Genomic DNA, 20133 nt, shown 5'->3' with positions numbered 1-20133 from the left:
GCTTTATGTTAGAATTATTTAGTTTATGAACCAAATGTAATAAATTTCACAAATATAATCGACTGATTTTATCTTAATTTTACTTTGGAAAGTCCATCTTTTTTTTCCAAAAATGACAGTAAAATTTGAAATTTTTCTTATTTATTAAATGGTTATTATCTGATTTATAAACACTTCATGATTGAAACAATATATGATTGATTACCAAATTACAATCATTTATTCAAAATTTTTTTGGTATATCTTATCTTTAAGTGTTGAATTTAACGATTAAAACGAAGCTTTTATCTGAACACTTCCCGTATGTATGGTTTTTGAATCTTCACTTTTGCGACCATCGTATATAATATTCAATGTAAAAACAGAGCTAAGTTCTCGTTGAAGGTATGCTTTCCATATCATATTTTTCCCACTTAGTAACCCTTCCATCATCTGACTGGATACCAAGGAAAAATTATTTCCTTTTAATTCATTTTTTATATATGAAAAAGTGCCGGTAAGAGAGGTTCTTTTCTCATCATTCCAATGGCATTCAAATCCGGCTTGTTTCCATTCTAACCGTTCATTTCCTAATTTGTTTTTTTTATGTTGATACTTTAGTAAGGCTCTTAGGCTGATATTTTTTTGAATTTCATAGGTTAATGAAGGATGAAAAGCTGTTGTTTCAATGGTAAATCGTTTGGTAACAAAAAGTTGAGATCTACTTTTATCTGTGATAAAATTATTTTGAAGAGAAAAAATCCATAAATCCCAAGGTTTATAATTTACTAAAGTTTGAAAATTGATACTATTTCTTTTGTCTTTTCCGGTAAATATAAATTGTGTAGAGTTATTTTCCATGAATTGAAAAGCTCCGGTCCATTTGTGTACACTGATTCGATTAAATGATAGATTTGTAGTTATATTCTGTGTCTGAGTCAAGATATCTTTATTGGAAAACGGATTAAGTTCAACGGTTTTATTTTTTTTCTTGTAAGATGAAATCGATTGAAAAGCAGATTGTAAGGTTATTCTTTTCCACCAGTCGGAATTAAGAAAACGAGAGGGATGTACATGTATGGTAAACAGTAATTTATTATTATTTGATTTTAAATAGTTTACATTGTCTGTATAAACACGTATATATTGTGCTTGATCGCTGAATTCTGCCACTTCAAATTCATCAATTTCCTCTATACCGTTCCCATTATAATCCGTCCATTTATAAATGCCTTTTCCATCCGTCACTTTTACATATTTAAATTCTCTTTGGGCTTCCTGACCACTCGACAACTCATATTCAGAATTTAAGACTAATCCGCTTTTAAGTAAAATTTTATTCCAATGAATAGATCCTAATAAGTAATTTTCATCTTTTTGATTGGTATATATAGCTTTACTATAATGCACTTTACGATAATGGAAATCAATATTTAAATTATGATTTTGAGATTGTATCAATTGATTGATTATTACCGTTCCATAGGAAGTGGTAAAATTTTTCAGTTTACCAATACGTACGGAATCATCTGTTCTGGCATAAATTTTTAATTCGGTAAAAATTTTTGCGCTATCTGTGAGTAAGGTTGCATATATTTCATTCCAGTTAAAACTGGATGAGGTATATTTTGACAGCAAATTGTTTTTAACTTTATTGGTTTCTCCTTTTAAACCGATTCCTACTTTCACCTTTCCTATTTGTTGATTAACTTCCGAAATATGCTTTATAAAATTAGAATGGATACTGTCTTGTTGTTTGGAATATAAATAACTAACATTTGTAGATATGGCTGTATTATTAGTAGCATATCCCAGGTGTATATCATTTTTGTATCCTTTATAAAAATTTTCTTCTTCTAAATAATGCAAGGTGTAATTTAACTTCCATTTTTCATATAATATGTTTTGCCAACCCAGACTTAATTGGTTCTGATTTATGCCATTGAATTCTTGTGAAATATTAAAATCCCTATCGAATTCAACTTGGTTAATTCTTTCTAAGATGTGAAAGTTTTTTTGAATAAAAATATGGGATAAATTAAAATTACTATTCCAATATTTTTTATCTATATTTTTATTTAAGTATATTTTACTTGCAAAACCTTTATTTTTGCCATTTCCAATAGACGAAAACGTATTTTCATCATGATCGCTTATTGCCAAATTAACACCCAAATTACCTTTATTAAACCTATATTCTGCATGAGTTGAAACTATTTGTGTTTTTTGAGGTGGAATCAATTGGGTTACGGGTTCATATTCCCCTTGTAATATCCCGTCAATTGGAGGAATATATTCATATACACGACCATTTACAGGAAGTGATACAATTTTATAATTTCCTTTATTAGTCCCCATATAGGTAAATGAAAGTGTATATAATTCTTCTGAGCTATCGGTTGAATATTGATAAATTAATTCTTGACCCGTATTAATTTTTTTATATAAAATTTTGTTTGGATCATATTCGGTTAATACCGCATTCGGCGCATACATTCGGTCTATTTCGTTTCCTGCTTCACGTAAAACTTCTTTTTGTTTATCTGTTAGTTCCTGATTACTAGCTTTGGTATCATTTTCAGAAAATATATTGGCACTAAAAGTAAATCTTTCTGATTGATATTTTCCACCCGTATATAGTAAAAAACGTGTATAAGTAGTGGTATTATAAATATATTCTACTACTATACGACTATTGGACGAAATATAGGTTTTAGAGGTAAAAGTAAGTTCTCCCGTATTATAATTGATCGTATAATCTTGATCTTCGCCCCTTTTTAATAACGCACCGTTCATATAAACTTTTTCTGAGCCTGATAATACAATTATAAAAAGTTCTCCTTGTTTTCCTTTTAATTTATAAGGCCCTTGATTTCCTTCTATTCCGGTAAATTTCATTCGATTAAATTCACCTCTGGAAAGTGAACCTAAAGCATATAAATCGGTAAATGAATTTGTACGTTTTATTCGTGTTCCAATTTTCATACCCGTAATCTTTCTCGAGAAATTGGCAAAATAATCTTGTTCTTGAATCAAATCTAAATGTCCCGCTCTTAAATAAGAATTTTTATTAGAAAGCTCAATATAGATTTTATCAAATTCATCCAATCGTTGGGTATATCCGTCGGCTTGTATAGGTATATTATGATCTGATATAGCTGCTTTTATCATAACATCTTTACTTAAATGACCGGATAGCTCTAAATCCAATGAAGACTGAACGGAAGCACTTTGATTGGTTCCAAAGGTGATTCCTCTAATTAAGGTCCCTGAACTTGTCAAATTTTGAAAAAATTCATTATCTTTCTTTACTTTTTCAGTTATTTCATAAAGTTTTACAGGCTTATTAATTCTCACTATAAGTGACGTATCTTTAGAATAAATTATTTTTTCTTTTTTTTCAGGAAATAGGTAATAACAAATTTTTAATTCCTGACCTATCAATAAAGGATCAATTCTTATCGCATTTAGTGTCGAATGGTATGAGTATAATTTAGGGTTTATTTCTTCATTATTTTTATTCTTTATGGAAATCGGCTCAGGTATAATCGTTAGAGAATCAAGTACTACTATGGTGTCCTTTATTACATTTTTTTTACACTTGAAATTTGGATTTTTCCAATCAATATCCTGAGCCTGGATAAATAATCCCAAGCATATAGTAATTAGTATGAATATTGATCTACTTAGCAATTTTATAAATTAACGAATTTATACTTTTTTTTGATATACCCATTAATTGATAAAACTTTATTTTATTCAATAAATTTTACTCATTACAATTTAGTTTACTACTTTTAATAACATTATCTTAATCTTCAACTAAAAAAATCAAAATTATTTTTCAATAATGAAATTGTATTTAATAAATAACGATAAATAATCTACCCAACGGTTTAATTTTTGTAATACTATAAATAATAAATGAAATATTTATGTCAAATTTTACCGAAATAATTCAAGGAAATAAAACCGTGTTAATTGATTTTTCCGCAGAATGGTGTCAACCCTGTAAAATGTTAGCACCAATATTGAAAGAGGTTAAAGAAAAAATTGGAGATAAAGCAACAATTATTAAAATTGATATAGATAAAAATCAAAAATTGGCAAGTGCATATCATATTCAATCAGTACCTACCTTAATTATTTTTAAAAAAGGAGAAATAAAATGGAGAGAAAGCGGCGTAAGAGCTGCACAAGAGATTATAGATTTATTAAATCAATACTTTTAATAATTTTTAAGTATTTCGTTGATTAAATTGTATTCATACCCTTTTTGTAATAGATAATTATATATTTTTTTCTTTTTTAAATATATTTCAGATTCCCTAAGAATATTCCATTTTTTTTCAGTCAACTCCGTGAGAGTTGATTTATAATCTTCCTCGTTAATTTCTTCAATCCCTTTATCTATTAAATTAGTTGGAATTCTCTTTTGCTTTAATCCTTGCTTAATTTTAATCTTCCCCCATTTTTTTTGATAAAATTTTCCTCTAGCATATGATTTAGAAAATCTTTCCTCATTCAAAAAATTATTTTGTATCAACCATATGAGTATTTCACCCCTCTCATCCTCATTCAAAGTTCTCAATTCTTTCAATTTTTGTTCAACTTCATAATGACTGCGATCCTGATAGACGCAATAATCTGCTAATTTTTTTTTTATTTGGGACAAATCAAGCACGACATCTTATTTAAGTACTAAAATATAAAAAAGTTTTAAAATTTTTGTATTAAGTTTATTAACCCGATTTTTTAAGTATTTTTATAACAATTATTTTTAGAACATGAAATCATTTAAGAGCTATTTACATATATTTTTAGTTGTAACTACTTTTTCAATTTCCTATGCACAAAATAATAATTCTTTTAAGCCTGAAGAAATTACAGAAAAACAAATTACAACATTAGATAAAGACCTAATCCTTGACGATTTTCAAAAATTAGAGCTTGAAGAATTCATATTAGAAAAAACTACATATCTAAAAAATGTAATGGATACCGGTATTGACAATCAAGAGATACGTTTTTTGATTGAAAACAACAACAGGGAAATTGATTTTAAATTAAAAGAAGTATTATCAACTGAGCAGTTTGATAAATATTTAAAACTAAAACGGGAAAGAGCGATTAATCCGGATCAGAAAAAAAGAAAAAAAACATCTAACTAAGTCTAGCAATCAAATGCATATTTGATTAAATTTTAGCATTGATTTCTATAGTATTATTTATTATTTTTAAAATATAAAAGGCGATTGTATCGCCTTATTTTTTTTGAAAATTAACAATTTTCAATGATTTTATATAGATATACTTAATTATCCAATTTTCCAAACATTTTCATAAGCCACATTGCTTATAGAAAGTGATTTTGCAACTATTATAAGGTTAATTTTCATTGGTTCATTATTTACAGAATCAAACTCCTCTGAAAATTCAATGCAATAACCTTTTTCAAATTTTACCTCTTGTAGTTTACTCATGGCATCTCTACGATAAAATATAATCTTTGCATCTTTGGTTTTTTCTGTGGATAACATCCAATCAACAAAATAGGGTGCTCCTGTACTTTCAATCGTTAAATGGATTTGCCCTCCACGGATAGTAGCTTGTGGTTTTCCTGTACTATCTACTCCTTGGTTAAAGCTATATTTACATTTGAGAACATTATGAGTATTACCATCCATTTCCAATTTAGCTAAGAATGACGACATATTGATTAAAATTTTGTTAAATAAAACTTATTGAATAATATTTAAATGAAAGGGAATTCATAAAATCCCCTTTCATCTTACAGGTTATATTTAATGTAGGTTTTTTATACCCATTCATTAATATGTTCTCCTGTACCCATTTTAATAGTCTTAGCTGAAATAGTAAACGTTTCTGTTAACGGGTTGGTACCGGAAGCATCAAAATTTTCTCTGTACTTAACCACGTAACCATCTGTAAATGACAACTCTTTCAAAGTGGCATCAGAATCTCTTTTTACAAAGATTACCTTACCATCTTTTCTCTCGAAACTATTGGTCATCCATTCGAAGATATCAGATTCTCCTGTTGATTCAACAGTTACTTCAATTCTTCCACCTCTGGTTTGAGAAGATGGACGCCCAGTTGGATCTGTTTCTTGAGCTAGGGAATAATTAACATTTAAAATGTTGTACGTTTTTCCTGCTACTTCTAATTTAGATTTAAAAGACATAATAAAAAAATTTAATAATTAATATTTAATAAAATATATTTATACCACAAAGATAATTATATATAGTAAGCTTATCTCAATACAATATGTTAAATTAATGTTAAAATATTTATTTATTATTATACAATTGTCTGCAGACTTCTAAATCTCTGGTAATAATTTGTATCTGCCTCCTATATGTCTCCACCTTAGCAAGTAAAGTGTCAATTTCTGCCTTACTTTTCCCGTAGGTTTTTATGGTCTTTTTTGATTCGATGAGAGCTCTACTGGTCAACAAAAAATTCTTATATAATAAACCTCTTCGTATACTGTCTTTACCCGGAATATTTTGTTCCATTTTTATGACCATATCAATGGCTTTCTGTTGATAATAATACATATCATGGTTGGGCATATCAATGGAATCTATATATTTTTTTAAAATTTCCATTTGATTTTCAAACTTTTCCTGATACCTAAATTCATTAATAATTGCAGTATTTTCTTTTCTAAGTTCATAATTTTCTCTCCAAGGCAACTGATAATTAAAGAATATTGATGTAACAATAATTATTACTGTTAATGTAAATAAAGATATAAAAAGTAGAAAAGCAATCCATCTATCTTTTTTATTTAATACTTCCATATTATAAATTTTTAATCGTCAAAAAATCTGCTTTTTTTTGTTTTTTCAATTGTATTATTTTCCAGCCTTTCTTTAATAAATATTCCGGTATCATTTCTTTTTCCGATGTAATCGAGTCTATTTAATGCGGCAAATAATTGATCTAGTGTTCGCATAAATATATTTACCTTTTTAATAGTTTTATCAATTTGTGAATGATTATAACCGGCATTAACCAGATCCGTAAACAGAACTTCAAAATCGCCTTGTGATAATCCACACCATTCTGCCAAATAATTCAATAATTCTTCTTTACCTGCTCCGGATTTAGCATCAACAAAGTTTTTCATGATTCTGGCTAATCGAACAATTTTATCCAACATGTAAGCCGGTGTAGTATACAACCCAAGCCATCTTAAGGAATTGATTTCATTACCCAAATAGGTAATCACCAATTCCGAAAGTTTTAAAACCATAATAGCTAATTCATTCGTTTGATTTTTCCTGTTAATTTTTTGAGCTATTTGAACTGCATATAATTCCAATTGCCCCATAAACTTATCAATTTGAGTATGTACATCAATCAACTCTTTATGACTGTTCGTTGAGGTACACGGAGGTATATAACCCGGTTGTAAATACGTATCCTCTTTAGTTACAACAATTTTACCTACAGTCAGTTGATAACCAATGTTTGAAGTTTGTTCTGATATTTGTCCCTCCTGAACTAAATGCAATTTATAAGTAGGAGTTAAATATGGATACCTAGGTGGATTTTCATCAGAATTTAAAACTCCAAAAGGTATTTGTTCAAACGGATTAACTACTATATTGGCTAGTAAAATGATTTCTTGTTCCTCATTTAAATTGTATACGGCTTCCGGATAAGGCATCTGTATATCTATAGAATTATTTAATGGGGTAATTTCGATACGGGCCCCATTAGGAGTGACTGCATGACATTCTTCAATTTTTACTCGTAATAATTTATGATTGTCTATAATCAAAGAAATTTTTATTGATTCCATGGTGTTGTGCACCGGTAAAAGACCATAGCTTATAGGGGTAACGTGACTTCCTATGGCATCACGCATCATATCAACAAAATTATCTTGCATGGCTATGAAGTGGGATTTGTTTATCTTCATCCCATCAATCCAATTAACTGGAAAATAATTTAATTTTTCTAACATAGCGAAGGATTTATTTTAAAAATTATCATTGTTTTTTTCATTTAGATTTTCAAATTCATCATTTTGATCATTGTCAAAATTATATTTCAATTCTTCTTCAGAATTAATTAATGGAGGTGTACGTTGGCATATGATGACACTATTCTCTTCTATTGAATTTACGTACAATGGATAATCAGGCTTAATAAATTTTGGTAAGCCTAAATATTTAGATTTTAAATAAAATACCCAATGTTGTTTTTCACCGTTTATATCAAGCAAATTAATAGTTGAATCAGGATTCCTTAAGTTATAATCATTTACAAAATGATAAAATAATCTTCCAAAATCCATACGTATCGGGGCTTTTGCTCTAAACTCTGTTCGTATATCAGAATTAGGATCTCTATGGAAAACAAAAGTAATGACTACCATATCTCTATATTCGCTGTCCGGTGGATCAGGATAGGCATGTTCTTCCGGAAATTGCCAAGTTTTATAAATTTTCGGAGGAATTGAAATAGATGCTTGAAATGTTAAAAATATAGATGTCGGAATGATAAAAACTAATGATGAAAACATCATGTTATATACAAACGTATTACCTTTTACCAGTGTATACACGAATAGAAATGGTATAAGAATGTATATCACCATAGTTATACTAAAAAGTAATTCAATCCAGGGAGATTTAGAATCAAACTTATCAAAGTAATTTCTGTAGACGAAACAATGGATAATTCCTAGTATAAAAAAAACTACTTGATAAAAAATAAAAATGCTAAATATCTGATTGTTAAAAACTTCCGAAGAACCTATAAAAACCACTAATGCAGTTACTAAAACTAATATAATGGTGTATGCTATAAATTTGTTTTTATATTTTTGTTTGAAACCTTCTACTTTTGAGCTAAAAAAAATATAGACAATTATAGATACCGCCAATATTATCAATACTCCTGTTATAATTGAAGGATCTATTAAGTCCTTAAAATAGGTTTTAAATTTCATATTCTCGATGTTATTCCTAAAATTGTATTTTCAGTTAAATTAAAAACTTCTGTTTCTTTTTCTAATAATATGGTTGTTTTTACATCTACTTCCATAGGTAGAAAATATTCATAAAATAATTCTATAAATTTTTTTAGTTTACCTTGATGGATATAATCTAAAAATGAAGTCTTTTGTAACGGTCCGATTTTAAATTCTAAGTATAATGAGTAATCCATATAGGCACTCCCTGAAATCATATCTAAACCGAGTCTGCAATTTCCCAGATTTATTTCTTCCTCTGAACTGGATTGTTCTTTATATCCTTGCTCTGCTATTTCCACATCTTCTTCCAACAAATAGCTTAAACAATGCACGGTCATATCAAGATTTCCAACAATTTTATGGAGATAAGGCAAGATTCTAATTAATTTAGAAACTAATACGGGGGGCAATTCTCGATCAATATGCCAAAAATCGTAAAAGAAATCCAGTGGTTTAGATCCATTAAGTTCCAACAAAATTTCTTTCTCAATATTTTCTCTTTCTATAGCTTTAAGAAAAAATTCATTTTCAAATGGAAAGAAAAATTTCCTTGCATATTCTTCTTCCTTTTTATGAACTTTATATTCTTTGGTCATATCAGAGACCATTTTTTTTGGTTTGTCGGCTCCCAGTTGGTGAGTTAATCCTTCAGGGAGAGTATCATAAATACCATCTCTAGATAAATTAACTTTCACATACTCTGTTATGTCATAATTGTAATTAACAACTTCCGCCCCTAAAACATCTTTCCTAAAAGGTCTTTTAAATTGTCCTTTGTAATCTACTAAAATGTTTTGTTCTTTATTGTCTAGCTGCTCGAGTATTTCTGAAATAATAACTTCGGCTTTTAGATCAAATTTCAAATTATTTATCCTATTTTTTATTTCTTCCGATAGGATATTTGTTTCTATAGCTTCCATCATTTATTCAGTTTCTTTATCAATAATTAGTCTTCCGGCACTAACATATCTAAGTTGAAAGTAATCTAAATTAAAATCACTTATTATTAAACCTTTACTCCTGGTACTTACTAATATTCTATTATTTCTTAAATAGATTCCTATATCGCCAACCGGAATATCTTTTTGATATCTAAAAAAGAGGATATCTCCTTCTTTAAGGAATTTTCGTCCCGTAAAGAGATTAATTTCCGGAGAATTAAAGATTCCCAGTGGGGTGGAGGGTATTTTTCTCTTAAAAGTTAATTGATACAAAGCACTTGTAAATGCCCCTATGTTCAAACTATCAGTGGTAAAACCTTTAGTAGCATAAGGTGTTCCGATCCATTTATCTATAAAACAATAAAATTTATAATTGGTTAATTCCTCAGGCTTAATACCTAGGATTATTGAATATTTTTCTTTAAGATAAATTTGTCTATCTGTTAAATTTTTTTCATATTGTTGATCTAAGGTATCTAAGATAGGCAGGTAATTTGTTGTAATTCCTAATTTTAATTTTATATCATCTTCATTGTATTTGAACTTATAAGGTATTTCATTATAATACTTATTTTGACATGCATAGAACAAAAAAAACGTCAATACAGATAATGCAAGTATATTCTTTTTCATTTTATTAATAATCTATAAGGATAAATATTAGAGGAAACTTTATCTAATTTATAAAGCATGTTATCACATAAATATTGCCATTCAAAATCAGTGATTGTAGAATCCGGTGTTAAATTTCTTTCTAAAATTATATCTATGGTTCGGACAAATCCTTTATTTGTAGAAGTATCGATTTTGGTACCTTTTCTTATTTCGACCCCGGTAATAGTAAATTTAAAATGGTTTTGACAAAAAGTTTTTATATCAGCAAATGTTACTATTCTTCCTCGAGTTAAAAGAGCCTCTCTATATGAATCAATTTTACCTTTAGTATCCATCCTGGACTTACCTCCTACTGATGTATTAATCAGCATGATAGAATCTTGGTTGAAATCACTAGTTCCTATCCCGTCCAAATGAGTTCCTACTTTCATATCGTTGGCTTCCTCCCCATTAGTAACCCAATAACTTATAGTAAAGAAATCATTATCATTTTTTATAGCTGCAGATTTTGGACGAATAATAGCATAAGGAAAATTAGATTTTGTGAATTTCTTTTCTTTTATGTGCTGCTCCAATGTTGCAATCGATTTGTTGATCTCTTTAATCGTCCCGTCAATAAAATCACCACCAATTACGGTAAAGGAAGCACTTTCATCTTTTAACAATTCAATCAGATATTGAATCAATTCAGAAGCATTCCGTTCATCAAATCGAATAACACCTGTGTGTCTCAATGTGGCATCTCCTATATCTAAATTTCCTTCCGAAAATTCTTTAATATGATATTGATAACCTCTCGAATCATTTATACTGTCTAAATCTAAAAATATATCTTCAGAAGCTAAAGGTATATAATTAATAAAAGAACCAATGGTTTGATTTTGAGTAAGTAATCTTTTATTAATAACAGGAATCGCGTTAATGTAAAACATTACATTTTCAAAAGCATCATTGATAACAACTTCCGGAAATTGAATCTGAATCCAAATTACATTTTCTGCATCATTAATTTTAGTTACGTTGCTGCCGAATAAATCTACTAATTCATCCGGGACTTTAAATACTTCATCTTTGATAATAATATCTTGGGTAAAATGCAAAAATTTATCTGAATAAAAATTATTTACATCTGTATACAATTGATTGATTTTATTATAGTTTTTATTTACAACTGCATCAATATCAATTGTATAATTTTCAACATTAAATCCTTCTTTATAAGGTATTTCTTGATTGTTAATATAAAATTTGGCTTGTTTTAAATAATTATAAAAAATTTCCCTTTGAGATATATTCCTTACATCCGTAAAAAACATAAGCTTTTCCAGTTTATCAACACCATCCGGACAAGTTATTCCTAACCATAATGATCCCGGTTTCATAAATCTTGATTCTTTTGCAATAGGATCTTTGTGAATAGTTCTTTTTAAAGAATATAATGAATTGCCAAAAGCGATATAGTCTAATTTAGCTTTTGTTAAAATAAAGGGTAAAGTTGTTCCAAAATATATATCTTTAACAATAGGTTGTAATGGGTCATAAATATTTTGTATTGTTTTTTTACATCTAAATTGATGTTCCAAGGATATGGTAAAATTATTTTCAATAGGCTCTAAATGAAGAATTGACCTGGCAGGTATAATTCCGGTATTAATCTCAGGAGACATTATTTCCAATAATCTTTCAATAATACGTGATCTGGAATTATTTAATTCAGCAGATATTTTTTCTAATTCTGATGCGCAAGCCTCTAATAGCAGAGCAACTATAGGATCAAAGGATGTTTCTAGTTCACTATCCGTATAACCCCACGTTTGGGCTGCCCTTCTAAGAATTCTATCTTTTATTTTTTCTTGAGTATCCATTTTCTAATTTTGTGAAAGAGGTCCAATAAAAAAATATCCATGAAAATTAAAGGGTCTATTTGTTTTCTTAATCAGTCCATCTATTTTCATCGTTACTTTTTTCTTTAATCGTATTGAATTATTATAAGAAGGATTCTGACCTACACCAATCGCAACATCAACTTCTAATAAATTTAATCTACTCTCATTCATCATTATAGCTTCTTTAATATCATTTTTAAATTTGTCTCTTAAACTATTAGTGTCTGATAATAAATCAAAATCCATCTCCCAAATTTTACATCCTAACATTTCATTGAATTTACATTCTCCAAAAGAAGAGGTTACAATTAAATTAATATATTTAGCTATTGATTGATCTAAATTTGTTTTTTCAACATCTTTTTTTTCAATGAGATGCTGAAAATTTATGGGAATATTATAATAAATTCCATACATATCAATTTCTTATTTATAAATAAATAATTTTGTTTATTTTACCTGATTTGTCTAATTCAAATTCTTTAATATTATTTAGACGCTTAATAAGGTGTATTTCAACTTTAGGAATAGTTTTTATAAATTTTTCTCTATAAGAAATATCTCCTATAAATTTTTGCCCTTGATGGTGATCCTCGATGTAAAAAAAATGTTCACAACTTGTAGAATTAATAAAGCTTTCAGGAGGCAATCCTGACACTAAAAGTGCTTTTTCATTGTTCCTATGTAGAGTATAATACAAATAATTATCTTTTTTTGTACGGTATTTGGAAACTTCAAATACTTCTTTAACGGATTTTAATGGCTCAAAAGCGACTACAGGTAACATATAAACTGTTTTTTTTAAAATATTTATTCCTAAAAATGAAAATCCACCTGTTTTGTTAATTTTTAATTCATTAAGCAATAAAGAGTCACGAGTTACTTCATAATAAGTTTTTTCTTCTGTTTTGTCATCAGTTACCATCATTTTATAGGTAGGTAACATGATTTTATGTAAGTTTTTGTCACTAAGATTAAATTCAATTTCATTGACTTTTTCATCAGTAATAACAATGGTAATAGTATGTTGTCGTATAGCGGAATCAAAATCGGACATCTTCTCCCTCTCACCTTTTCCGGAATACATAGGTGATCCGGGATTATCTGTTATAGATAATGATAAACCTAATTGAGGTAATGGCATTTATTTGAATTTAAAACGTTTACTTTTCAAGCATTGAAATTCATCCTTTATTCGTTCGGCCTCTGCTTTTTCTAAATGAAACTCATAATCCCTATCGAAAGTTATAATTTTAATACTGCTTATATCACTTCTAATTAGATTTTTAATATCTTTTCTCCTGATCTTACCTAATAAATATCCGTCACAGTTTGGTTTATAGCTATTTTTTATTCTATATCTATAACCGTTAATTGTAATAAATTCCATGACCTCATCTTTTTTGAGACAGGTATTAAATCTAAACAATTTCACAAATAATAGAGGTCGACTTCCTTTTCTCTTAATCGTTTGAAATACAGCAAAATCTTTTTTACTATTAAAAACTCTTTCATAATAAGGTTCGGCATAGATATAGGGTTTACCTCCTATTAAATCTACTTTCCTATTATTTAGTGTAAACAAGGCATTGCAATCAACTATTTTTGTTAGCAAAGTGTCTTCTTTTATTTTTTTCATTGGTAAACTTGACTGCCCATATGACATATTATATCCTAAGAATATACATCCGCTTATAAAAAATAATTTAAAGATTTTGCTTTTTATATTCATATTATAATTTTTAAAAAGAGAGGTAAAAAATTTTCCCTCTCTTGGTACTATCAATTATTTTTGTTCATATTCAGTATCCCAATCATTTCCTTCATCTCCTTTATGCCCATCCATTTTTATAAGAAAGTTCTTAGCCGGGAAATAAGGTTTTAAATGTATGTCTAAATAAATTCGATCTTTCTGTACTGCATCTTGTTCGAATCTTCTTACTTCAAAGTTTTCAATTAATTTATCCGGACCGGTAATACCATCTAAAAAGCGTACAATTTGATTCATAATTTCTTTACGTGTTTTTGCTGTAAAATTTTCAAATGCTCTACGATTTAAAAAATCCATTAATACCTTAGTAACGTAGTCAAATACTCTAACCACTGAATAGGTCTGAAGCCCTAAATTATCTCCATTGAATAGGGTTTTACCTGAGAAAGCCATTACTTTACCATATTCGTTAACCATTGGAATTAACCCCATATTCTCTAAATTAGCTATTTCGCTTTTTTTAAGATCGAATTTAACTCCTTCTATTTCATTAATTCCTCCGAACTTTTTACCTGCAGTAACTTGCGACATTAAAGTTCCGTATATTTTACCGGCTAATGCAGCGGATGGGGGTATGTATAGATCGTTTTCTTCTTGAATTTCATCAAATTTCCCTCTTCCAACTAACCAATTACATGTCATTAGTACATTGGAACGATAAATGTCTCCACCGGTAAGATATGCTTCATCAAACATCTCCATTACATCATCCGGTTCATCAAGGTGAGCAAAATCTGTTACCAACATTACTTTATTTTCATGAGCAATTTTTGCCCATTTTTCAACCACTCTATTACTACCTAAATAACCGGGTATAACTAATAATCCATAATTATTTTTTAAATCCAGTCGATCATAATTATCTACTAATTCTGTATGTATAGCATCTATAAATCGAGTGTTATCTAAATCGGTTAATTGGTCTAATTCTGCATTAATTATTGAAACATTTTTTACCTTATCCTGATCTGTATTTTTATAAAATAAAGCTACGGTACGATAGGCCTTTTCTAGCTCTTCAGTCTCTCTTACTGCATTAGCTAAATTCTTTTGTAAAGTTTTATCGGCAAGTTTACTCTTATCTTCACTAAGCGCCACCATATCTGTAAGACTGGTATTATTCTTCAACACATTAAGCCAAAGTTCTAATGTTTTCTTAAGTGCATTGCGTTCATTTTTTTTATTGGAATCACCTAAAAATATTTGTCTTCTAGCCTTACGTTCCGGATTTAAATTTTGAACATTTTCTATAGAGGCTTCTAATAAATCAAATCCACCAAATTTGGCTAATTTATCTAAACCACTTTTAATATCAATTTTTTTATTAGCTTGTTCCGATACCGCAACATCTACAGGTTGGATTTGCGCTTTTACATTTTCTTTAGCCATAATTATTTTTGATTTAATTCGTTAATAAGCCCTTCTATACTATCCATTAAAGCTTCTCTGGCTTCCGGATCTTCAAGTGCTGCTTTTAAAATTTTATTGGTTTTAAGCTGTTTAATAATTTTTTGATATTGGTCTTTTTCAACCTGTAAATCAGTTAAAAACTTACTTTGAGCTGTAATCCCTTTTATTCCAAAATCCCCAAGATTTTTAAATTTTAGCTCTTCAAATTGGGTAACTCCATCTGCATCTTCAAAATTCACTTTTACTTCCGGTTTAAAGTGTTCGAAAACTTGTTCAACGGTTGTTAACCCTTCGATTATTTCAGGTCTGATAGGAGTTTGACCTGTTAATTTTTGAGCTATTAAAGTACGGTTTTGTGCAATTTCCAGTATTGCTTCATTTGCATCTAAAGGAACTTCGTTTCCTCCAATGCCATAATTTGATAACATATTATTTAAATTTTAATTAATAATTTATTTTAATTGATTATCCATTGTAATTTATCATCCAGCATATCCACAGTAACATTATTCCCTTCTTTAATTTCTCCGGAAATTATCTTCTTAGCCATAGGTCTTCGTAAAGCTGAACGAATTATTCCTTTTAAAGGCCTTGCTCCATACGTTGCATTAAATCCGTTATCAACTAAAAAGGACTTAGCATTTTGCGACAAGCTTAGATCAATATTCAAATCTTTAACTAGATCTAATAATTCTTTTTTCAAGTGAATTTCAAATATTCCCATAGCATTATCTTTAGTTATAGGACTAAAAGGAATTATTTCGGTAAGTCTACCTAAAAATTCCGGTCTAAAATTACCTGACATTATTTCCATTAATTGATTCGAAGAGGGCAAGCCTTTACCCGTATTAACAGAATCCACAATGAAATGTGCCCCGATGTTAGAGGTAAATAAGATTAAAGCATTGGAGAAATCTCCTTCTTTACCTAAGCGATCATGAAGTTTACCTTCATCCATAATTTGTAAAAAGACATCAAATACAGATGAATGTGCTTTTTCAATCTCATCAAATAATACTATGGAATAGGGTTTTTGCCTGATTTTATTGACCAATAATCCCCCTTCTTCATACCCTACATAACCCGGAGGAGCTCCATATAATAATGCAGCCGAATGTTCTTCTTTAAATTCCGACATATCAAAACGAATAATCGCCTGTTCATCCTGAAAAAGAAAATCTGCTAATGATTTTGCTAATTCTGTTTTCCCTGTTCCTGTAGGACCTAGAAAAAAGAATGATCCTATCGGTTGTCCTGCTTTACTTAATCCTGAGCGAGATTCTAAAACTGCTTCTGTTATTACTTCAATGGCATAATTCTGTCCAACTACTCTTTTTTTAAGTATCTCATCCATATTTTGTAACCGATCTTTTTCTTCTGAATGAAGCTTACCTAATGGAATTCCCGTTTTTTGCGCCACAACTGCAGCTAAGTCAATCGGATCTATATGTTCTTTTTTGGATTGTGCTACTTGAGTTAATCTTTCTAATAAAGATTTTAAATATTCGTATAAAGAATCTTCAGATAATAATTCTATGTCATCCCTAATTAAATTTTCTTGGACCAATAAATATTGAGCTTTCTTTTTTAAATCTTCATAAAACCATTTTAATTCAAGTTTTTTATTACACTCTCCTTCTTGTATTGTTATTAACTTATCTTGCAAAGTATCTTTTTCTTTTAGAAAAGAAATACCTGCAGTTTTAATTACAGACATGGTTCGATCCAATAAATTCAACGCTGATTCGGGTAAACTTTTTTCTTTTAAATATCTTTGAGAAAGTCTTACGGATTCTGTAATAGATTCATCAGTTACCTTAATGGTATGATGTTTTAAATATGAAGGCAAAGCTGATTTTAATATTCGAAATGCCTGTTCTTCATTAGGTTCTTCAACTTTAATCACCTCAAACATACTGGAAAGCCCTTCGTCTTTTTCAATTTTTTTAGTATATTCATCTACCGTTGTAGTCACGATAAGTGTTAGTCCGCTATTTCCGGATAATTCACTTTTTAAAATACTGGAAATTCCTGAATTATCACTGTTTTTATCCAAAAGAACATGAATTCCATCAATAACAAGTATTGATTGAGGAAATGATTTTAATTCTTGCAATATCTTTTTTAAGCGATCTTCTATTTCCCCTTTATATGAGGCCCCTGCTATTAAAGACCCTAAATCTAATTCATAAACTTTAGTCTTTAACAATTCATCAGGTGCTTGTTTCTGAACAATTTGATTTACAAATCCTTCGATTAATACTGTTTTACCTACACCCGGATAGCCTTGCAAAAGAACATTAGGTTTAGAAAAACGACTTATAATTTCTACAATCTCCTTAATCTCTTTTTCTCTGGCCACAATTTGTTTAGGATTTTTTTTAGCTTTAGCTAACAGATCTTTGCAATATTTATATAAGTACTTTATAGAAGCATTTATACCATTGTTTTTTTCTGATATCCTTGTATTATTTTCATCACCAATATCGTTTAATAATTCGCCTCTAACAATAGGAAAACTTTTCATTTGATCGAAGCTGAAACCCACACCCGGAGTTGCCATTGCTGCCATTATACAATACAAGTCTACCTCTTCCCTACCTAGTATATCTCTTATTTCATCTGCTTCTTTTATAATTTTATCAATACTATCATCAGCTTCCGGTTTTATATTCCTGCTTGCTCGTGGAAAATCATCTATTCTAACATCTGCCCATTCCTCTATAAAAAAAACATCTTTTTTCATAGCTTCTAATTCTTTTAAAAGAGATAAATCTCTATGAAGAATTGCTTTAAGAAAATGTGGTGCGCCAAAATGTGCATTTTTCTTTTCCATTGCATATTTTCTAGCTATATTTAAAGCCGAGTATATTTCTTCAGTAAATGTCGCTTCCATAATAAGTATAAAGTGAATATTTTATATTTAAAATCATTTTTTTGATTATTTATTCATAAACCCAGAAAAGTCCTTTTTTAATTTTATATTTTATGGTTAAACCTTCAATACAGTTTCTATTATTTTTGGTAAGTCGTATGGATTCAATTTTTATCTTTTTATTTTGGATTTTATCACAAAATTCCGAAAACGGTATAATAATTTTTTCGTTTTTAATTACCGGAAAATCATACTTATCACAAGTATATTTACCAAAGTCTTCCTTAGCTTTATTCTGCTTAGCTACATCAATTAATAATAATTCAAACTGATTTTCAGAAATGGAAGGAGCTAAGTTTTCTTCTATTTTACTAATTTTCTCTTCTACCGGAGTCTCCATAGGTATAGCAGGTATATATCTTAAAAATTCTTCCATAGGATCTTTCTGTGGATTACCCGGAGGTAAATAGTATACAATGGTATCTTTTTCCGGTATATATCTTTTAAGAGTATCAATATTAGACACATTCAATATTCTTGGCTTCACATATATATCCCTACTGGCAATATGCGTTATATCCCCATTGACTACTAATGTCAATCTTTTTTTCCCCGGTGAACTATAACTATAAACCGGATATTCAGAAGTATTATCCATTTGCCCTGATTCCCCAAAACTCCATTCCCACGAAAAAGCCTCCCCTAAATATTTATAATAAACTTCAACTGGCTGTCCAACAGTAACTACCGTTGGAGCAATTATTTTTGGGATTTTCATGGAATCTATAATTTTACCCAACCCCCTTATTTCCAAAGTTTTTTGAAAAGTACATGAACCATTAACCTGCAAGGTAACGATATACATTCCCGATTTATCATATTTATGGAATGGGGATTGGTCGTATACTTTCGCAGAATTGTCACCGAAATCCCACACCCAACTTTTAGCATTAGGTGTTAAATCTTTAAATCCGATTATTTCACCAACCTGTTTTCTTTCAGCTTCAATCGCAAAATCGACCTTACTGCAGTCTATATATCTAGAATATTTATAAAATAAAATAAATAAACCGATAAGAATAAATATAATAAATATAAAAATTATTCTAAAATCTATTTTTTTAAAAAACTTATTAAAAGAATTTTTTAATTTATAGCTCATTACAACACAAAATATTAAATATATATATCATTTGCTAACTTAAGAAAAATATTTATATATATAAAATAAATTAAGATTTTTTTATAATATATAAACATACATAGGGAATTATTTATTTTTTTATAAATAATTAACTATTATTTTTAAAACATCAGATTATTAGCGTTATTTATAACATATTGATATTAAAATATGTTAATTATATTTATATTATTAAAATAATTAAAATCTACAATGCATTGATAATTAATTGATTATAACAAAAAATATGCATTATAATTACAAATTTAAAATGATATTATATTTTTCTATTTAAAAATATGAGATTAATTATGATATTCAGTACTTTTTATATATTATTATTTATATCATTTTATAAAATCATTTTAAAATATTTAATTTAATATATTAAAATAAATTCCGATTAAATTATATTTTGAAATTTAGTTTTCTTTAAAAATAAAAATCGGCATTGTTT

At 28.6% G+C, this 20133-nt stretch carries 19 protein-coding genes; 2 read left to right on the top strand and 17 right to left on the bottom strand.

All coding sequences use genetic code 11. The features are described 5' to 3' along the window. Positions 1-270 precede the first annotated feature (270 nt). Positions 271-3633, bottom strand: coding sequence for a hypothetical protein (locus G8C43_RS09090; RefSeq protein WP_166005580.1), 3363 nt, complete (start codon positions 3631-3633; stop codon positions 271-273). A 281-nt stretch (positions 3634-3914) separates the two neighbouring features. On the opposite strand from G8C43_RS09090, the gene trxA reads away from it, so the two are divergent. Further along, on the top strand, positions 3915-4211 hold the full coding sequence (gene trxA, locus G8C43_RS09085) for a thioredoxin (RefSeq protein WP_160542626.1): 297 nt from the start codon (positions 3915-3917) through the stop codon (positions 4209-4211). Here the strand turns inward: trxA and G8C43_RS09080 are convergent. Further along, positions 4208-4663 carry a regulatory protein RecX gene (locus G8C43_RS09080; RefSeq protein ID WP_166005579.1) on the bottom strand — a complete coding sequence of 152 codons (456 nt, stop codon included), beginning with the start codon at positions 4661-4663 and terminating at the stop codon, positions 4208-4210. The two genes, trxA and G8C43_RS09080, sit on opposite strands and share 4 nt — an antisense overlap. Before the next feature lie 103 nt (positions 4664-4766). Between G8C43_RS09080 and G8C43_RS09075 the strand changes: the two genes are divergently transcribed. Further along, the gene (locus G8C43_RS09075) at positions 4767-5150 is read left to right on the top strand and encodes a hypothetical protein (protein ID WP_166005578.1); all 384 of its coding nucleotides are present in this window, start codon (positions 4767-4769) and stop codon (positions 5148-5150) included. Between the two features lie 147 nt (positions 5151-5297). Here G8C43_RS09075 and tssD (G8C43_RS09070) read toward each other — a convergent pair whose 3' ends face one another. The 15 genes from tssD (G8C43_RS09070) to G8C43_RS09000 form a co-directional block, all read right to left on the bottom strand. After that, on the bottom strand, positions 5298-5693 hold the full coding sequence (tssD, locus tag G8C43_RS09070; protein WP_160542629.1) for a type VI secretion system tube protein TssD: 396 nt from the start codon (positions 5691-5693) through the stop codon (positions 5298-5300). A gap of 104 nt (positions 5694-5797) precedes the next feature. Next, complete coding sequence (gene tssD / locus G8C43_RS09065; protein WP_160542630.1) at positions 5798-6184, bottom strand: type VI secretion system tube protein TssD; 387 nt, start codon at positions 6182-6184, stop codon at positions 5798-5800. A 109-nt stretch (positions 6185-6293) separates the two neighbouring features. Further along, positions 6294-6809, bottom strand: coding sequence for a type VI secretion system TssO (gene tssO, locus G8C43_RS09060; RefSeq protein ID WP_166005577.1), 516 nt, complete (start codon positions 6807-6809; stop codon positions 6294-6296). Between the two features lie 11 nt (positions 6810-6820). After that, entirely contained in the window at positions 6821-7981 is a 1161-nt protein-coding gene (locus G8C43_RS09055; protein WP_166005576.1) for a hypothetical protein, read from the bottom strand. Between the two features lie 15 nt (positions 7982-7996). Continuing rightward, entirely contained in the window at positions 7997-8971 is a 975-nt protein-coding gene (locus G8C43_RS09050; protein WP_160542633.1) for a TssN family type VI secretion system protein, read from the bottom strand. Further along, a complete protein-coding gene (locus G8C43_RS09045; protein WP_166005575.1) occupies positions 8968-9915 on the bottom strand; it encodes a type VI secretion system baseplate subunit TssG in 948 nt (315 codons plus the stop codon). Before G8C43_RS09045 ends, G8C43_RS09050 begins: the two co-directional genes overlap by 4 nt. 3 nt (positions 9916-9918) lie before the next feature. Continuing rightward, the gene (locus G8C43_RS09040) at positions 9919-10569 is read right to left on the bottom strand and encodes a C40 family peptidase (RefSeq protein ID WP_166005574.1); all 651 of its coding nucleotides are present in this window, start codon (positions 10567-10569) and stop codon (positions 9919-9921) included. After that, positions 10566-12416: a type VI secretion system baseplate subunit TssF gene (locus G8C43_RS09035; protein WP_166005573.1), complete on the bottom strand. Its 1851-nt coding sequence runs from the start codon at positions 12414-12416 to the stop codon at positions 10566-10568. The genes G8C43_RS09040 and G8C43_RS09035 overlap by 4 nt, the downstream gene beginning before the upstream one ends. Before the next feature lie 3 nt (positions 12417-12419). Continuing rightward, positions 12420-12854, bottom strand: a complete 435-nt coding sequence (locus tag G8C43_RS09030) for a GPW/gp25 family protein (protein WP_160542637.1) — start codon at positions 12852-12854, stop codon at positions 12420-12422. 13 nt (positions 12855-12867) lie between these two features. Continuing rightward, complete coding sequence (locus G8C43_RS09025) at positions 12868-13581, bottom strand: hypothetical protein (protein ID WP_160542638.1); 714 nt, start codon at positions 13579-13581, stop codon at positions 12868-12870. Further along, the gene (locus G8C43_RS09020) at positions 13582-14076 is read right to left on the bottom strand and encodes a hypothetical protein (RefSeq protein ID WP_160542639.1); all 495 of its coding nucleotides are present in this window, start codon (positions 14074-14076) and stop codon (positions 13582-13584) included. 147 nt (positions 14077-14223) lie between these two features. Beyond that, the gene (locus tag G8C43_RS09015; protein ID WP_166005572.1) at positions 14224-15597 is read right to left on the bottom strand and encodes a DUF5458 family protein; all 1374 of its coding nucleotides are present in this window, start codon (positions 15595-15597) and stop codon (positions 14224-14226) included. Between the two features lie 2 nt (positions 15598-15599). Beyond that, positions 15600-16046, bottom strand: a complete 447-nt coding sequence (locus tag G8C43_RS09010; RefSeq protein WP_160542641.1) for a hypothetical protein — start codon at positions 16044-16046, stop codon at positions 15600-15602. 29 nt (positions 16047-16075) lie between these two features. Further along, positions 16076-18514, bottom strand: a complete 2439-nt coding sequence (locus tag G8C43_RS09005; protein WP_166005571.1) for an ATP-dependent Clp protease ATP-binding subunit — start codon at positions 18512-18514, stop codon at positions 16076-16078. A 49-nt stretch (positions 18515-18563) separates the two neighbouring features. Continuing rightward, positions 18564-19655, bottom strand: coding sequence for a PKD domain-containing protein (locus G8C43_RS09000; RefSeq protein WP_160542643.1), 1092 nt, complete (start codon positions 19653-19655; stop codon positions 18564-18566). Between the last annotated feature and the right edge of the window lie 478 nt (positions 19656-20133).

Origin of the sequence: Apibacter sp. B2966 (genome assembly GCF_011082485.1) — a bacterium.
GTDB lineage: Bacteria > Bacteroidota > Bacteroidia > Flavobacteriales > Weeksellaceae > Apibacter.
Note: the sequence above shows the minus strand (reverse complement) of the source record. Positions and strands in the feature narration are given on the sequence as shown.

Excerpts from the sequence above, each read along its gene's own strand:
- tssO (WP_166005577.1), bottom strand. The coding sequence starts at position 6,809 with ATGGAAGTATTAAATAAAAAAGATAGATGGATTGCTTTTCTACTTTTT.
- G8C43_RS09005 (WP_166005571.1), bottom strand. The coding sequence starts at position 18,514 with ATGGAAGCGACATTTACTGAAGAAATATACTCGGCTTTAAATATAGCT.
- G8C43_RS09010 (WP_160542641.1), bottom strand. The coding sequence starts at position 16,046 with ATGTTATCAAATTATGGCATTGGAGGAAACGAAGTTCCTTTAGATGCA.
- G8C43_RS09020 (WP_160542639.1), bottom strand. The coding sequence starts at position 14,076 with ATGAAAAAAATAAAAGAAGACACTTTGCTAACAAAAATAGTTGATTGC.
- trxA (WP_160542626.1), top strand. The coding sequence starts at position 3,915 with ATGTCAAATTTTACCGAAATAATTCAAGGAAATAAAACCGTGTTAATT.
- G8C43_RS09055 (WP_166005576.1), bottom strand. The coding sequence starts at position 7,981 with ATGTTAGAAAAATTAAATTATTTTCCAGTTAATTGGATTGATGGGATG.
- G8C43_RS09025 (WP_160542638.1), bottom strand. The coding sequence starts at position 13,581 with ATGCCATTACCTCAATTAGGTTTATCATTATCTATAACAGATAATCCC.
- tssD (WP_160542630.1), bottom strand. The coding sequence starts at position 6,184 with ATGTCTTTTAAATCTAAATTAGAAGTAGCAGGAAAAACGTACAACATT.
- G8C43_RS09050 (WP_160542633.1), bottom strand. The coding sequence starts at position 8,971 with ATGAAATTTAAAACCTATTTTAAGGACTTAATAGATCCTTCAATTATA.
- G8C43_RS09045 (WP_166005575.1), bottom strand. The coding sequence starts at position 9,915 with ATGGAAGCTATAGAAACAAATATCCTATCGGAAGAAATAAAAAATAGG.
- G8C43_RS09030 (WP_160542637.1), bottom strand. The coding sequence starts at position 12,854 with ATGTATGGAATTTATTATAATATTCCCATAAATTTTCAGCATCTCATT.
- G8C43_RS09040 (WP_166005574.1), bottom strand. The coding sequence starts at position 10,569 with ATGAAAAAGAATATACTTGCATTATCTGTATTGACGTTTTTTTTGTTC.
- G8C43_RS09000 (WP_160542643.1), bottom strand. The coding sequence starts at position 19,655 with ATGAGCTATAAATTAAAAAATTCTTTTAATAAGTTTTTTAAAAAAATA.
- G8C43_RS09035 (WP_166005573.1), bottom strand. The coding sequence starts at position 12,416 with ATGGATACTCAAGAAAAAATAAAAGATAGAATTCTTAGAAGGGCAGCC.
- G8C43_RS09075 (WP_166005578.1), top strand. The coding sequence starts at position 4,767 with ATGAAATCATTTAAGAGCTATTTACATATATTTTTAGTTGTAACTACT.
- G8C43_RS09015 (WP_166005572.1), bottom strand. The coding sequence starts at position 15,597 with ATGGCTAAAGAAAATGTAAAAGCGCAAATCCAACCTGTAGATGTTGCG.
- tssD (WP_160542629.1), bottom strand. The coding sequence starts at position 5,693 with ATGTCGTCATTCTTAGCTAAATTGGAAATGGATGGTAATACTCATAAT.